14 protein-coding genes and 1 riboswitch are annotated in these 15003 nt (G+C 39.8%); of the genes, 12 read left to right on the forward strand and 2 right to left on the reverse strand.

Translation table 11 applies throughout. The features are described 5' to 3' along the window. Positions 1-9: 9 nt before the first annotated feature. A complete protein-coding gene (locus IX83_RS00275; protein WP_051918950.1) occupies positions 10-609 on the reverse strand; it encodes a glycosyltransferase family 25 protein in 600 nt (199 codons plus the stop codon). A 182-nt stretch (positions 610-791) separates the two neighbouring features. Here IX83_RS00275 and IX83_RS00280 point away from each other — a divergent pair, with 182 nt between their 5' ends. The 5 genes from IX83_RS00280 to IX83_RS00300 all read left to right on the forward strand — a co-directional run bounded on the left by IX83_RS00280 (position 792) and on the right by IX83_RS00300 (position 6430). Continuing rightward, entirely contained in the window at positions 792-1811 is a 1020-nt protein-coding gene (locus IX83_RS00280) for an SMEK domain-containing protein (protein WP_038497807.1), read from the forward strand. Further along, a complete protein-coding gene (locus tag IX83_RS09140) occupies positions 1808-2041 on the forward strand; it encodes an ABC-three component system middle component 6 (protein WP_038497809.1) in 234 nt (77 codons plus the stop codon). Before IX83_RS00280 ends, IX83_RS09140 begins: the two co-directional genes overlap by 4 nt. After that, positions 2013-3731 (forward strand): DUF2326 domain-containing protein, encoded by a 1719-nt coding sequence (locus tag IX83_RS00290; protein ID WP_038497812.1) that lies wholly within the window; start codon positions 2013-2015, stop codon positions 3729-3731. The genes IX83_RS09140 and IX83_RS00290 overlap by 29 nt, the downstream gene beginning before the upstream one ends. Before the next feature lie 187 nt (positions 3732-3918). Beyond that, positions 3919-3963: riboswitch (PreQ1 riboswitch) on the forward strand. A 4-nt stretch (positions 3964-3967) separates the two neighbouring features. Continuing rightward, a complete protein-coding gene (locus IX83_RS00295) occupies positions 3968-4612 on the forward strand; it encodes a 7-cyano-7-deazaguanine/7-aminomethyl-7-deazaguanine transporter (protein ID WP_038497815.1) in 645 nt (214 codons plus the stop codon). Between the two features lie 777 nt (positions 4613-5389). After that, positions 5390-6430: an ornithine cyclodeaminase gene (locus tag IX83_RS00300; protein WP_038497818.1), complete on the forward strand. Its 1041-nt coding sequence runs from the start codon at positions 5390-5392 to the stop codon at positions 6428-6430. Between the two features lie 289 nt (positions 6431-6719). Here the strand turns inward: IX83_RS00300 and IX83_RS00305 are convergent, their stop codons facing one another. Next, positions 6720-8111 (reverse strand): DHA2 family efflux MFS transporter permease subunit, encoded by a 1392-nt coding sequence (locus IX83_RS00305; RefSeq protein ID WP_051918953.1) that lies wholly within the window; start codon positions 8109-8111, stop codon positions 6720-6722. A gap of 345 nt (positions 8112-8456) precedes the next feature. Here IX83_RS00305 and IX83_RS00310 point away from each other — a divergent pair, with 345 nt between their 5' ends. The 7 genes from IX83_RS00310 (at position 8457) to queF (ending at position 14962) form a co-directional block, all read left to right on the forward strand. Next, the gene (locus tag IX83_RS00310) at positions 8457-9287 is read left to right on the forward strand and encodes a shikimate dehydrogenase family protein (RefSeq protein ID WP_038497821.1); all 831 of its coding nucleotides are present in this window, start codon (positions 8457-8459) and stop codon (positions 9285-9287) included. 264 nt (positions 9288-9551) lie between these two features. After that, on the forward strand, positions 9552-11489 hold the full coding sequence (locus IX83_RS09065) for an MFS transporter (protein ID WP_051918956.1): 1938 nt from the start codon (positions 9552-9554) through the stop codon (positions 11487-11489). 64 nt (positions 11490-11553) lie between these two features. Continuing rightward, positions 11554-12483 carry an arginase gene (gene rocF / locus IX83_RS00325; RefSeq protein ID WP_038497825.1) on the forward strand — a complete coding sequence of 310 codons (930 nt, stop codon included), beginning with the start codon at positions 11554-11556 and terminating at the stop codon, positions 12481-12483. Positions 12484-12489: 6 nt separating this feature from the next. After that, positions 12490-12924 (forward strand): PACE efflux transporter, encoded by a 435-nt coding sequence (locus IX83_RS00330; protein ID WP_038497828.1) that lies wholly within the window; start codon positions 12490-12492, stop codon positions 12922-12924. Beyond that, positions 12924-13814, forward strand: coding sequence for a DMT family transporter (locus IX83_RS00335; protein WP_038497831.1), 891 nt, complete (start codon positions 12924-12926; stop codon positions 13812-13814). The genes IX83_RS00330 and IX83_RS00335 overlap by 1 nt, the downstream gene beginning before the upstream one ends. Then, positions 13807-14064 (forward strand): DUF1289 domain-containing protein, encoded by a 258-nt coding sequence (locus IX83_RS00340; protein ID WP_038497834.1) that lies wholly within the window; start codon positions 13807-13809, stop codon positions 14062-14064. Before IX83_RS00335 ends, IX83_RS00340 begins: the two co-directional genes overlap by 8 nt. A 439-nt stretch (positions 14065-14503) precedes the next feature. Then, positions 14504-14962, forward strand: coding sequence for a preQ(1) synthase (queF, locus tag IX83_RS00345; protein ID WP_038497837.1), 459 nt, complete (start codon positions 14504-14506; stop codon positions 14960-14962). Positions 14963-15003 lie beyond the last annotated feature (41 nt).

Consider the following 15003-nt stretch of genomic DNA (forward strand, 5'->3'; position numbering starts at 1 on the left):
GTATATCCATTATTGTGCGTAATTCAGGAGTTTTTGGGCGGCTTGAGGGGTGAGGTAGTAACCCATCGTGTTTTCCCAATTTTTGTGACAACGTTGAATGCTGATTTTTTCATTGTATTGTTGAACCAATGTCGTGTGGCGATAGAATTTTTCATATCGTGCTTGGGCTAGCCACATAAACTCAAAGGTGTTATCGAGAGAATTCAGGTATGAATAGATCTCAGTGAAGTTATCTTGAATATAAATATCATCCTCTAACACAATCATGGGCATGTTGAGTGTCACGCATTTCTCCCACAATAGATAATGGCTCGCAAAACAACCGAGCTGCCCTAAATTCATGTGATTGCCTTTTCTAAAGAAACGTTTGGCATCGTTGTATTTTTTGAAGAGAGGATGGTGTGGCTGTTCTTTGCCATAAACCGCATCAAAGAATTCAAAGGTAATGGGTGTCTCGCTAAGGCGGTTAATGCGTTGGAATTGTTCCTGAATCTCAGAACGGCGATGCGTGGATTTTTTTAAATTAATCACAAAAATGGGCAAAGAAGTTGTGTGGCGGGCTGATTGAGTTATAAAGAATGTGGGGATAACAATATTGAGTGAGTTCATTTTATCAAATGTTGGGTGGTAAGGAGTGAGGAGAGGTGTTTTGAATGAGGTGTTGATGATGATTTTGGTAGAGGTGGTTTGGTCTAAGTATTTGTAACAAAAGGATAAGTTCGGATGTTTTGTTCGGTGGTTTTGTGCGAAAATAGGTTTTGTGGTGAAGTGAGTGTATGTATGTTTATTAAATGGATAAGTTAGTGACTATGTTAAATGAAAGGCAAAAGATAATTGCTAATATTAGCCATATATTAGCCACTATAAAACTGGATATTGAACACAGACTGAGAATAAGAGATCTTAGTTTAAATTTTTTTAGCGAAAACTATTTCAGAGATATTCTTAATTTTGTATATGGATATGAATTGGAAAATGAAAATGTTTATATTGAAAATAGTCCATATATTGATTTGATCGATAGAAAGAGAAAAGTGGCGATTCAAATTACGTCTACGCCTACAGTTAGGAAAATGGATGAAACCTTTTCTGCGTTTAAAGACGATAAGTTTAAAGGGTATGATATTAGAATATTCTTTCTGTTAGAGAAGTCTAATCCCACGAAAAAGACACAGGATAAATTTCGTGATAAATATGGGATTGATTTAAAAGCTTGTCTATTTGATAGTAAAGATTTGTTTGTTGATATTAATAATTTGGAACTCACTAAATTAGTTGAGCTTTATGAGAAATATTTTAAATCTATTAAAGAAAGATACACCGATCATATCGTATTAAATCTAGTATGTAATAAGTTAATTTCTAATGTAAATACCATACAGAAAAATTATGACGATGATTTTGGTAGTGTTCATGTGGATAAAAAATTGCAGTTAAATAATCTTAATGAACGAGTAAGGAATTTGATTAATACTGGATTAGATTATGTCACCATACTTTATTCTGGCGATGAATCCATGTTAACGGATTTAAGAACCTATGTGATAGATGTACTCTATAAACAGACGCTTATAGAGTTGTTGTGTTCTAACATATCGGATATTTCGGTGCGTGCAAGGCTAAAAGAAAAAGAAATAAATGAATTGCATCAGTTGGCAGTGAACGCTAAGGTGGATTTTAATAAGGTTATTTTTCAGTTATATCATAAAATAAAAAGTGAAATTCATGAATCTGATTTCAATGCTAGAGATGTCATTGGAGTCATTATTGCTTATTTCTTTGAGATTTGTGATGTAGGAGTAAAATCATGATCCTGCCAAGCAAAACCGTCGCGCCCGTTGATAGTTTAATTTGCATATCGGCATATGTAATTGAGATATTAAAAGATAAGGCGATGAACATTGATGAGTTGCTAGAGCTATTTAATGAGCGATATGACAAACCCATATCTATGGATAAAATGATGTTAGCCATCAATTTTCTATATCTTATTGACGTAGTGGAATATCACGATGAAATTATTAAAATTAACGTCAAGTAACCCTAACTTCCGAACAATAGTGTTCAAATCTGGATTGAATATTGTTGTGGGTACTCAGTTAACTAAGGAACAAAAAAAATCTATTAATGGCATTGGTAAAAGTATGTCATTAAATCTTGTTCATTACATTTTAGGTGGCAGTTTTAAGAAAAGATCTGAACAGAAGTTTGAAAAATTTTTGGCTGAATATGGTGACTTTATATTAATGTTTCACCATAAAGGTAAGGACTATACCATTAAGAAGAATTTTGGGCAGCCTGAATTTTATATTAATGATGAGAAGGTCAGTAAGTCAGCGTATCCTAAAAAATTAAATGAAATTTTTTTGGGAGCAGAAACCACACAGCCCTCGTTTAAACAGATTTTTAATTGTTTTGCAAGACGGTATAGTAGTCAAACCGCTTATTATGGAAATGTGTTGACTCAACAAGGTCGTGATGTGGAAGATTATTTTCAGCGACTGACAAACTTATATTTGCTGGGGTTTGATGTAACGTTAATCCAAGCGTGTCATGACATTAAAGAAAGTATCTTAAAGCTTGAAAAAACACAACAAGTGATTAATGAATATAAAAAAGAGTGGGATGATTCCATTCTCAAAGATATTGAAGAGGGGATTGCCGAAGAGATTCGAGAATTAAGTGTTAAGCTTGAAAATTTTCGGATACAAGAAAATTTTGATTTCTTAAAGAAAAAGGCTGATGATATGACGGCTACGATGGGGAGAATGAGAAATCAGATTTATGATCTAGAACAGGTACTAGCACGGAAAAAAGACAGTTTTGAAACATCGAAAAATACGGAAGTTGATTTAGAAAAAATTGAAAAATTGTTTAATGAGGCCAGTGTCTTTTTTGATGAAAAAATCAGCAAGCGATTGGCGGACGCACAAAACTTTCATGAACAACTGATTAAAAATAGAAAAGAACGATTGGAAAAAGAAATTCAAACCATTAAAGGCCAGTTAATGGATTTGGAAAAAGAACTTATCAAAGTGGGTAGTGAACGAGATAGTTTGCTCAAGGATTTAGATAATTCGGGGGCATTGGAAGAAAGGGACTCGATTAAAAATCGTATTGTTACTTTAAAAAATAAACAGGCGGAACTTGAAAAGTACGAACGCTTATTGGAAGATTTTAAGCAAGACAAAATTCAATTAGAACTTAAAAAAGTACAAAACAGAAAAGAGGGCTTGGATTATTTGGCTATTCATAAAAATAGACTCAATGAGATAAGTAAAACGTTTCGAAGTTTAGTCAAAAAGTTTTATGACCATACTGGCGGTTCTTTGAGTATTGATGTGGCTAAAGATGCTAAATATCTTTTTGATATTTCGGTGAGTATTCCTAAAGAAGATTCTCAAGGAGTCGGCGAAGTTAAGATATTTTGTTATGACGTATTATTGTTTTTGATGAATAAGGCGTTGCTTGGTTTTCTGGCTCATGATGGTTGTCTTTTTTCAGAGATGGATCCAAGACAGAAATCGACTATTTTTAAAGTTGTTTTAGAGTTAATGAAAGAATCAAATGATTTTCAGTATGTTGTGAATATCGGTAATCATTCGCTTAAAGAGGTCTTAGAAGCCGATGTTCTAACGCCAGAACAAAAACGTGATATTGAAAATAGTATTTGTTTAGAACTTTCTGATAAAGATCCCAAAGATTGGTTATTTGGGGTGAGTTTTCATTAAAGCCGCCCCATCCATATAGGTGGCTACTTATGATGAGGTCAATAATGAGTGTTTCCGCCGTGCCTGTTGCAAAGAAGTTATTGGATTTATCTCGAGAAGAACAGATTCAGTTAAATAATATGAATCTTGAGAAACCTCACTTTTAAAAATCCACTATAAATTTTTCTATAAAACCGATATAATCGTGTGTTCAGTGGTTCGTAACCATCCCACTATAAAAAACTAAGGAATGTAAAATGAAATTATTATCGTTAGATTCGTCTTTGGAAAAGAAGACGGTTTTTTGGCTGTGTTTTTGGCATATTGTTGTCATTATTAGTAGCAATTATTTGGTTCAATTCCCTTTCAGAATCGGCCCGTATCACACGACTTGGGGTGCATTCACTTTTCCATTTATCTTTTTAACGACTGATTTGACGGTGCGTTTGGTCGGTCGTGATATTGCACGTCGGATCATTTTTATGGCGATGGTGCCGTCGTGGTTGATTTCGTATTTGATTTCAGTTTGGTTTCATGATGGGCAATGGCAGGGTTGGTCAGCATTGAGTGAATTTCATTCTTTTGCTTTCCGCATTGCGTTTGCAAGTTTTGCTGCTTATGTAACGGGACAATTATTAGATATTTACGTATTTAATCGTTTAAGACAGTTAAAGTCTTGGTGGGTGGCTCCTTCGGCTTCGACAATCGCGGGCAATGCTTTGGATACAGTGGTTTTCTTTGCGGTAGCTTTCTATGCATCCAGTGATCCCTATATGGCGGCACATTGGGTGGATATCGCGTGGGTAGATTACGTCTGGAAAATCGTGATTAGTGGCTTGTTGTTTTTGCCCGCTTATGGTGTGTTATTGAAGTTTTTGATGCGTCAATTAAAGAGCAAATAAGTCAGCATCACGGTTTAACGGTAACGATCTGCAATAATCGCCTATGAATCAAAGCAGTCTAAAATCAGAGGCTGACCCAATCATGTCAATCAGGATATGAAAAGGGCTGTTTACCTAATCGTGTCAAAGTGGTTGTATATTGGCAATTGGTGAGGCTGTTGGAAGTTCAATGAATAAGTCACCGTCACGGTTTAACGGCAACGATCTGCAATGATCGTCTATGAATTAAGGCAGTCTAAAATCAGAGGTTGACGACTAATCATGTCAATCAGGATATGAAAGGGCTGTTTACCTAATCGTGTCAAAGTGGTTGTATATTGGCGATTGGTGAGGTTGTTGGAAGTTCAATGAATAAGTCACCATCACGGTTTAACGGCAACGATCTGCAATGATCGTCTATGAATTAAGGCAGTCTAAAATCAGAGGTTGACGACTAATCATGTCAATCAGGATATGAAAGGGCTGTTTACCTAATCGTGTCAAAGAGGTTGTATATTGGCAATTGGTGAGGCTGTTGGAAGTTCAATGAATAAGTCACCGTCACGGTTTAACGGCAACGATCTGCAACGATCGCTGGGTGTGATTGGGCAAATATTGGATGACATGAGATGGCTTTTGCATCCAGTATTCATTTGATCCTCAAATTTTTCTAGGGTTTTCCCTAGATTTATAAAGACTTATTTTCACTTATCATAGTGTTATACATCATTGTTAAAAAGTTATGCGATTCATCTGGCGGACGTTGGTGAGGCTCGGGCAGATGAATGAGGAGGTTTTATGAAATATACGGAAGCATTGTTGTCTTATTTGTTGCAACCACAAGAGTTGGCAACTATCGTCAAGAAAAAGGGTATGAAAGAGTGTTTGTTGGGTGTCGCTCAATACATTTATGACGATTATTTGCATTGGGATGAGTTTGATAAATCTGCGAGAGTGGCAAAATACATTGAGGATGGAGTTTGTGAATTAATGCCGATTGCAGACAAAGAGGGGTATGGATTTAAGTATGTAAATTGTCACCCCTATAACCCAGACAAAGGTATGTCAACGGTGTTGGCGTTTGGTGCATTAGCTGATATGAAAACGGGAATGCCTTATTTTATCGGCGAGATGACGGTTATGACGGCTATTCGTACCGCGGCGACTTCTTTATTAGCGGCCCGTTATTTGGCTCGTAAAAATTCAAAAGTGATGGCGATTATTGGTAATGGCTGTCAGTCTGAATTCCAAGCATTGGCGTTTCATTATGAATTAGGTATTAACACCTTGCATTTGTATGATACGGATGTGGCGGCTAGTGAAAAGTTGAAAAAGAATTTGGCTTTTACGGGCATGGAGATTAAGATTTTTTCTAGTGTTCCAGAGGCATTAGAGGGTGCGGATATTGTTACCACGATTACGGCTGAGTATTCTAGAGCCCATATTTTGAAACAGGAGTGGATTAAGCCAGGTATGTATATCAATGCAGTGGGTGGTGATTCGCCAGGTAAAACTGAGCTAGAACCAGAGATTTTGAGACAAGCTGATGGTGGCGTGTATATTGAGTTTGAACCTCAAACACGCGTGGAGGGCGAGTTGCAGAATGTGGAAGCGGATTTTCCAGTAAAAGCGTTGGTGGATGTGTTTAAAACAGGCAAAGGTCGTGAAAACGATGAGCAGGTCATTGTTTTTGACTCAGTAGGTTTTGCTTTGGAAGATTATTCTGTATTGAAGTATTTCTTCGATGTTGCCAAAGAATTGGATGTCTTGAAAGAAATTCGTTTAGTGCCGAACTTGGAAAATCCTAAAGATCTATTCTCATACATACATGAGGTCTAATCGAAAAAGATTTTAATTTTAGGGGATCAAAGTCGCTTGAAGTGAATTACTTTGGGCGACTTTTTTTATTTTTTAATGATAGTGAAAGGTAGTATAAGAGGGGGTTTGTAAGAGAACGGTGTGGTTAATAAAAATGAATAAAGTGCGAGGAATGGGTGATCTGGATCGGATAAATAAATCTAATAAGAAACCCCTCTAATACCAAGAACAGCAAGGGTTTGGGGCGTATTGTGAAGTGGTATTTTGAATAAGGTGTATCGTAATTTCTGTAAGTTTTGTTTGTAAGGTTTTATCGTTCCAACAAATTATTGCCACTGTTTTTGGGAAGTTTGAGATAAAAGATGGCTGAAAGTAAGGCAAATAGGGCGATGACGAGGTAGGTGTAATTTACATCGACAAGTGTTGCTTCTGGATGTTGGTTGAAGTATGTGCTGAGATCGAGTGAAACGGTAGCAATACCAATGCCTAGACTAAAGCTGATTTGTTGGGTGGTGGCGGCAAAGCTACTGGCTTGGCTCATTTGGTGTTTAGGAATATCCGCATAACACAAAGCATTCACGCCAGTTAATTCAAGTGAACGGAAAGTGCCAATCATAAAGACGATGGCGGTGATTAGATAAAAGTTGCTGTGTTGATCGAGCAAACTCATGCTGGCAAGGCTAATGCCAAGAACAACAGCCGACAAGCTAAGAATTAAACGGAAGTTGAAAGCATTCATTAATGGGTTGATAATGAATTTAATCAACAACGCTCCTAATCCGCCAATCAATGTAACAATGCCCGCTTTGAACGGTGAATAGCCAAAAAAGACTTGGAGTTGTAAGGCGAGTAAAAAAGGCAAAGCACTCACAGAAAAACGGCAGAAACTGGCTCCATAAGTGGTTAAAGAAAAGGTGGGAATTTTTAACAAAGCGAGATCCAAAATACTATGCGGGTGTTTTTGGGCATAGAAAAAGTAGCAAAGTCCAGTCGCCAAGCCGATGATAATGAGATACCAAGACCATCGTTCATGTTGTCCTAGGGATTCTAGCCCCAATACAAAACACGCCATGGTAATGGTGGTGAGCAAAAAACCGACTTTATCGAGTTGCATTTTTTGATCGCTACGATAATTTTGAACGTACCGATAACTAAGGATGAATCCGATGATACCAATGGGGATGTTCATCAAAAATATCCAATGCCAGCTCGCTATACTGATGATTAAACCACCAAGGGGTGGGCCTAACATGGGGCCAAGCATGGCGGGAATAGAAAGGAATGAGGTGGCTTTAAGCAGTTCTTTAGCATCAATGCTTTTGAGCAAAATAATTCTACCCACAGGAACGAGCATGGCACCACAGATACCTTGCAGGAATCGAAAGAGAATCAAGGTATCAATATGGGTGGCTAAGGCACACGCCAATGAGGTTACTGTAAACCCAGATATGGCAAAAAGGAAAATGGTTTTGGCACCGAAACGATCGGCAAGCCAGCCAGAAATAGGCACAAAAACAGCACAAGCAAGTAAATATGAGGAAATCGCAACGTTCATGCGAACCGTCGTTGTCTGAAAAGATTCGGCCATCGAGGGCAATGCCATGGCAATCACCGCGGCATCAAACAATTGCATAAATAAAGCACAGGTGATGATCCATGGAATGATTTTGGTGTGATGGTGACTTGCTTCATGTGCTGGCATAACGATTAGCATTGAAAATAAGTAAAACGATATTTTAACAAGAATGAAATGATGGTGTATTGAATGGGGTAGGGAGAGGAGGTTGATGTTCTTGTTGGATGGAGATGATTGAGTTAAGTGAAAAGATTGCTGTGATGGGAGGTGTGAGAGGGAAGTGAGAGTGGTGAGATGAGAAGGTTGTGTGCAGTGGCTTGAGGTTGGGAGGGGAGGTGGTGGTGGGTGAAAGTGCTGAGATTTTTGTGTGAGGTAAGTGTTGAAAAGACAAGGGGATGGGTGAGATGAGGGCATGTCAATGCGGTGCTCGTTTATAATGATAGGCCGTTATGAATGGGTGTAGGTTAAAAGATGAATATTACGGGTAACACAAGGGTTATTGGGCATATTGGGTATCCGACTCATACGTTTAAATCGCCGATGATTTATAACCCTTATTTTGAACAAATGGGCATAGATGTTGTTGTGGTGCCGTTTTCGGTAACGACAGAATATTATGCGAATTTTTTGAGAAGTTTATTTAATTGTGGCAATACAGTCGGTGCTTTGATTACGATGCCACATAAAGTGAGTACCACATCCTTAGTGTCGCGTTTGTCAAAAACGGCTCAGATTGCAGGTTCGTGTAATGCAGTCAGATTGGGCAAAGACGGGCAATTAGAGGGCGATATGTTTGATGGAGAGGGCTTTGTTCAAGGTATGTTAAGAAAAGGCGTTAATCCTCACGGAAAGTCTGCTTTGGTGGTGGGCTGTGGCGGTGTGGGACGGGCCATTGCAGCATCGTTGGCAAAAGCAGGAGTGGCCCGTATTGCTTTGTTTGATATAGCTGATTCATCGATGATGTTTTTGGCCTCGCAAATCCAACGATATTATCCAGAAGTGGACGTGTTGACGGGGATTAGGAATCCGCAAGGTTATGAGATTGTGGTAAACGCGACATCTTTGGGTATGGAAGAGGGGGATGAATTGCCGATGGATGTTGCCTTGATTGATAATGATGCGTTTGTTGGTGATGTGGTGTTAAGGGCGGAAATGACTGCGTTTTTAAGCCAAGCAAAAGAAAAAGGATGTCAGGTTCAAGTTGGCACGGATATGTTGTTTGAACAAATTCCAGTCTATTTAGAATATTTTGGCTTACCCACCACGACACCCGATGTGTTGAGACGTTATGCAAAGATTTAATGAAGTGATGAAATGAATGTGAGTTGTTTAACAGGGTCGCTGAAAGTCTGATGAATGGCTGTTTTAAGTAGATGTTGTGAAGTGTTGAAGTGGTGATGGAATGTGATTGATGTCGTGTTTAGTGTTGTTAAGTTGGTGGTGAGATGAATGTAGGGTTGTTGAGTGAAATGGTGTGTGAGGTTGTGGATAAAACAATGAGACGGTGTGTGATGGTGTTAAATAGTGTGATGGAAACGCTGATAGTGTGATGAAATGGGTGTTTAAATGATGGACAAAAATAAGGTAACTCAAAAAACGATTAATGTTAGAGAGCTTTTGGATTCAAGGCCGATTGGAAAGTATCAGTTTTTTATTGTGCTGATGTGCTTTTTGGTTGTATTGATGGATGGTTTTGATGTAGTGATTATGGGGTTTGTGGGTCCGGAATTGAAAGCGTCGTGGAATTGGAGTAATGATGATTTGGCTCCCGTGTTGAGTGCGGCGTTATTTGGGCTAGCAATTGGGGCGATGATGGCAGGCCCTATTGCTGATAAATTGGGTCGAAGAAAAGTATTGTGTGCCTGTGTTTTGTTGTTTGGTTTGTTTACGTTGTTGGTCGTGACGGCTACAGATAAGGTGCATTTTATTATTTATCGTTTTATTGCAGGATTGGCGATGGGCGGTATTATGCCGATGGCGGCGACTCTGGTTAATGAATACTCACCTCGTCGTAAGAGTTCATTTTTGGTAACAATCGTATTTGCTGGCTTTACGGTCGGTGCGGCAGGAGGTGGTTTTTTAGCAAAGTGGTTGGTGCCTCATTTAGGATGGGAAAGTGTGTTTGTTTTGGGTGGGATATTGCCTATTTTGTTGAGTGTGTTGATGTATCTGGTAATGCCTGAGTCGTTGGCATTTTTGGTGCTCAAGGGCGGATCGCATGAACGCATTCTTTGTATTGTTAAAAAGTGCGTGCCAGAGATAGAAACAGAAAATGTAAAATTTGTTGTGCAAACAGAACGAGAGGAAACCAGTCAGTCAAAAATTGAATTAAATAAAAACGCCAATCAACAAAGCACCACCGAAACACAGTCAAATAGCACTTCTCAGCAATTGGGTGTTCAAGGTCAGATAAACGCTGTATCTGAAAATGTGATGCGGAACGATGGTCAGCACCAACAAACCATCTCCGAAACACAGCTAAACAGCACTTCTCAGCAATTGGGTGTTCAAAGTCAGATAAACGCTGTGTCTGAAAATGTGATGTTGAATGATGGTCAGTGCCAAAAAACGAACACCGAAACACAGCTAAACAGCACTTCTCAGCAATTGGGTGTTCAAAGTCAGATAAATGCTGTATCTGAAAATGTAATGTGGAACGATGGTCAGCACCAACAAACCAACACGGAAACACAGCTAAACAGCACTTCACAGCGATTAGGTGTTCAAAGTCAGATAAACGCTGTATCTGAAAATGTGATGCGGAACGATGGTCAGCACCAACAAACCATCTCCGAAACACAGCTAAACAGCACTTCTCAGCAGTCGGGTGACGGTGATCGGATAAATAGTCATTTGAGTGATCAAGTTGGAACGCAGGTAGATAAACGTTTTTCGTCAAGTCATCACAATGCGATTAGAACGGTATTAAGTTCTGTTTATTTGTTGGGCAGTTTGACGTTGTGGTGTGGTTATTTCTTGCATTTATTCTTGGTTTATTTATTGGGTAGTTGGATGCCGACGATGATAAAAGATTCGGGGATGAGTTATGAGTATGCGGCGGTGATTTCAGCGACATTCCAATTAGGCGGACCTTTGGGATCAATTCTACAAGGTTGGTTAATGGATAAGTTTGAGGAACATAAGGTCATCATTGCGGCTTATTTGATTGGGGCCTTGTCGTTGGTGTTGATGAGCTATTTGGGCCATCAATACGTGTTGTTGTGTTTGGTGGCTTTTGTGATGGGAGCTAGTTTGAATGGCGGAGGCACGGCGTTCAATGCTTTGTCCAGTAATTTCTTCCCCTTGTCGGCTCGGGCAACGGGCAATAGCTGGATGCATGGTATTGGGCGTTTAGGTGCGATTTTATCGGCATTTTCGGGAGCATGGATGTTGAACGCGGGACTTGATTTTTCACAAGTGGCGTTTATATTGAGCGTCCCTGCACTCATGATTGTGGTGTTATTGTTTGTGAAATCTTGGTATTATCAAAAATGTTTGCCTTGATGACGGATGGCGTCATGCTATGTTATGCAATGAGGCTTGAATAGTCAGTGTTAGGAGTAAGGAAATGAGTGAAGTAAATAAGCATATTAGTTTGATTGGTGTGCCAACAGATGTGGGGGCGGGGCATCGTGGTGCGAGTATGGGGCCAGAAGCTTTGCGAGTGGCAGGGATTACGCAGACTTTGGAAGCTTTGGGGTTGCATGTAAAAGATTGTGGTAATTTGAGTGGGCCACCTAATCCTTGGCAACGTCCTGATGATGCGGGTTATCGTCATTTAGATGAGGTTATTGCATGGAATAAATTATTATGCGAGGCTTCGTATCAAGAGTTAAAAGCGGGTCGTTTGCCGATTATGTTGGGTGGCGACCATTGTTTAGGTGCGGGATCAGTCAGTGCCGCCGCTCGTTATTGTAAGGAAGCGGGCAAAAAGTTGTTGGTGGTGTGGTTAGATGCTCATACGGATTTTAATACGCATGAGATTTCGCCAACAGGCAATATCCATGGTATGCCAGTGGCATGTTTGTTTGGTCATGGTCCAAAGGAATTGACGCATTTAGCGGGTTTTTGTCCTGCTTTGAACGCTCAACAAATCAAGCAAGTTGGGATTCGTAGTGTGGATGCGGAAGAGAAAAAGTTTGTGCATCAAGCAGGTTATGAAGTGTTTGATATGCGTTATATCGATGAAAATGGGATGCGTAACACGATGGAAAGAGTGTTAGCCAAAGTGGATTCCAATACGCATATTCATGTGAGTTTTGATGTGGACTTTTTGGATCCAGAGATTGCTCCTGGGGTGGGTACAACGGTTCGTGGCGGTCCGAATTATCGTGAAGCACAGTTGTGTATGGAGATGATTGGCGACACAGGTTTGATGGGGTCTTTGGACATTGTAGAATTAAATCCTGCCTTGGATATGCGTAATTTAACGGCTGAAATTGCTTTGGAAATGATTCAAAGTCTTTTTGGTTTAAATACGTTGGTCAGACCTAAATAATCACTTATGAAGTACGAAAAACCTAAATCAAAGCTAGAGCGTGTGTTGTATGCTATCGCCTTTGAGTTCTTTGGGATTGTCATCAGTGCACCCTTGATGTCGTGGTTGTTTAATCATTCGGTGTTTTCAATGGGCAGTGTAGCGATTGTTATTGCGATGATTGCTTTGCTGTGGAACGTTGTTTATAACTGGATTTACGATCGATTGAGATGGCATTTTGGGTGGGAAAAAACGCCCGTCACAAGGATTTATCACGCGGTTGCTTTTGAGTTAGGTTTGGCCTTGGTTTCAGTGCCATTGATTTTATATGGTTTGGATACGGATATTATCGAATCAATCGGCGTGGAGATTGCATTTATGGTGTTTTATTTAATTTTCACGTACTGTTTTAATTGGATTTACGATATATTGCGTGCAAATTGGTGGGCAAAGGTGTCTTAATGTCAGATAAGCGTATTTTGGGGTTAAGTCGTCAAGAATGGGCATTGGTGCTGGTGACGATTTTCTGGGGCAGTACGTTTGTCGTGGTGAAAAATGCCATGCAATGGTCAGGGCCGTTTAGCTTTGTGGCCATGCGGTTTTTGATGGCTGGGGTAGTGACGTTTTTAATTTTTCGCCGAGATGTCTTGCGGATCACGAAAAAAGAATTGTTTAGTGGTGTATTGATTGGTGCCATGGTGTTTATGGGCTATGGGTTTCAAACAGTAGGGTTACAAACAATTTTAAGTAGTCAGTCTGCATTTTTGACCGCTTTGTATGTACCGATTGTCCCGTTTTTACAATGGATTGTGACTAAAAAAGCACCCAGCAAAATGAACTTTCTAGGGATCGCTTTGGCGTTTGCGGGTACGATTTACATCACAGGTGGAGGCATTACCCAGATTAGCTTGAGTTTTGGCGAGTTGATGACGGTTTTGGCGGCCATTGCCTTATCGTTTGAGATCTTGCTATTTAGTTTTTTTGGATCAAAAGTGAACGTGCGTGGAATGACGGTTATTCAGTTGTTTACCGTGTCGTTGCTGGGTTTCATCGTGGCCCCGTTGTCTGGAGAAGCGATGCCTGAATTTTCTTGGGTATTATTAGGCAGTATTGCTTTTATGGGTGTGGGCAGTGGGGTGGTTCAGTTTACGATGGCATGGGCCCAAAGTTCTATTTCTGCCACGCGAGCAACGTTGATTTATACGGGTGAGCCGATTTGGGGAGCCGTTGCTGGTCGTATCGTAGGTGAGCGGTTGGGAATGGGGGCTTTATTTGGTGCCTTGTTGATTTTTCTTGGTGTGCTGGTTAGTGAGTTAAAATTTAAATTTTCAAAAGCGGATAAACGTGAGTGAACAATTAGAACTATTTGATGTACCTAGTCCCTGTATCGGCGTGTGTACATCAGGTCCAGAGGGATATTGCAAAGGATGTTTTCGCACCCGAGATGAACGCTTTCACTGGAATTTATTTACCAACTCACAAAAAAAACAAGTCATCCATTTATGTCGCATCAGAAAAATTAAATTGATTCGTCAGATGTTGGCTAAAAACGCCACGCCAGAAGAGGCACCATCGTCACCTCAAATGGAATTGTTTGAGTAGTGGTGTTTATCGATGTTTCGATCGTTCGCTTGTAACGCTCGCTAAAACAGCTGGATTCAAGCACCTTGTCCGTGGAACACAAAAAAAACAAGTCATCCATTTATGTCGTATCAGAAAAATTAAATTGATTCGCCAGATGTTAGCCAAAAACGCTACGCCAGAGGCCACGCGGTCATCGCAAACAAACGCCACGCCAGAAGCCACGCGGTCATCACAAAACAAATACCGTCCTAGAAGAGGCCCATCACCGCCCCAGAAGCCACTCCATCCTCACTCATCCTATTACAACATCGCGTCCATCGCTTTCGTGTCTTTGATCATCTTAGAAAACATCAAAATTACCTCAACGTCATGTGAGAAAGCGTAAAACTTATCTCTGTTTTAAGGTTTTGACGATACAATAGGAGGGTATAAGATTGATGAAAAATAAGGATGTTAAATGTCAAACGAAACATTAAGTTTACTTGGTTCAAAACGTACGGAATATCCGACGGATTATGCCCCTGACGTACTAGAGGCTTTTGAAAATAAACACCCTGATAATGATTATTTTGTGACCTTTGTTTGTCCTGAATTTACGAGTTTGTGTCCCATTACCAACCAGCCTGATTTTGCCACGATCTACATCCGTTACATTCCTAACATTCGGATGGTGGAAAGTAAGTCGTTGAAGCTGTATTTGTTTTCGTTTCGCAATCACGGGGATTTTCATGAGGATTGTGTGAATATCATTATGAAAGATTTGATTAAACTCATGGATCCCAAGTATATCGAGGTCAAAGGGGTGTTTACGCCACGAGGCGGGATTGCCATTCATCCTTTTGCAAATTATGGACAAGCGGGAACGATGTTTGAAGAGATGGCTCGTGAACGTTTGATGAAGCACGAGATGGCGTAAGGGTTTAAAAGATTTTGTAAAACAGTGAAATAATGAAAATA

This window comes from Basilea psittacipulmonis DSM 24701, assembly GCF_000743945.1.
In the GTDB taxonomy this organism is placed as follows: Bacteria; Pseudomonadota; Gammaproteobacteria; order Burkholderiales; family Burkholderiaceae_B; genus Basilea; species Basilea psittacipulmonis.

Bases quoted from the DNA above. Each gene is read 5' to 3' on its own strand.
- IX83_RS09065 (WP_051918956.1), top strand. From the start codon at position 9,552: ATGATGGACAAAAATAAGGTAACTCAAAAAACGATTAATGTTAGAGAG.
- IX83_RS09140 (WP_038497809.1), top strand. From the start codon at position 1,808: ATGATCCTGCCAAGCAAAACCGTCGCGCCCGTTGATAGTTTAATTTGC.
- IX83_RS00295 (WP_038497815.1), top strand. From the start codon at position 3,968: ATGAAATTATTATCGTTAGATTCGTCTTTGGAAAAGAAGACGGTTTTT.
- IX83_RS00330 (WP_038497828.1), top strand. From the start codon at position 12,490: ATGAAGTACGAAAAACCTAAATCAAAGCTAGAGCGTGTGTTGTATGCT.
- IX83_RS00290 (WP_038497812.1), top strand. From the start codon at position 2,013: ATGAAATTATTAAAATTAACGTCAAGTAACCCTAACTTCCGAACAATA.
- rocF (WP_038497825.1), top strand. From the start codon at position 11,554: ATGAGTGAAGTAAATAAGCATATTAGTTTGATTGGTGTGCCAACAGAT.
- IX83_RS00335 (WP_038497831.1), top strand. From the start codon at position 12,924: ATGTCAGATAAGCGTATTTTGGGGTTAAGTCGTCAAGAATGGGCATTG.
- IX83_RS00275 (WP_051918950.1), bottom strand. From the start codon at position 609: ATGAACTCACTCAATATTGTTATCCCCACATTCTTTATAACTCAATCA.
- IX83_RS00310 (WP_038497821.1), top strand. From the start codon at position 8,457: ATGAATATTACGGGTAACACAAGGGTTATTGGGCATATTGGGTATCCG.
- queF (WP_038497837.1), top strand. From the start codon at position 14,504: ATGTCAAACGAAACATTAAGTTTACTTGGTTCAAAACGTACGGAATAT.
- IX83_RS00300 (WP_038497818.1), top strand. From the start codon at position 5,390: ATGAAATATACGGAAGCATTGTTGTCTTATTTGTTGCAACCACAAGAG.
- IX83_RS00305 (WP_051918953.1), bottom strand. From the start codon at position 8,111: ATGCCAGCACATGAAGCAAGTCACCATCACACCAAAATCATTCCATGG.
- IX83_RS00280 (WP_038497807.1), top strand. From the start codon at position 792: ATGGATAAGTTAGTGACTATGTTAAATGAAAGGCAAAAGATAATTGCT.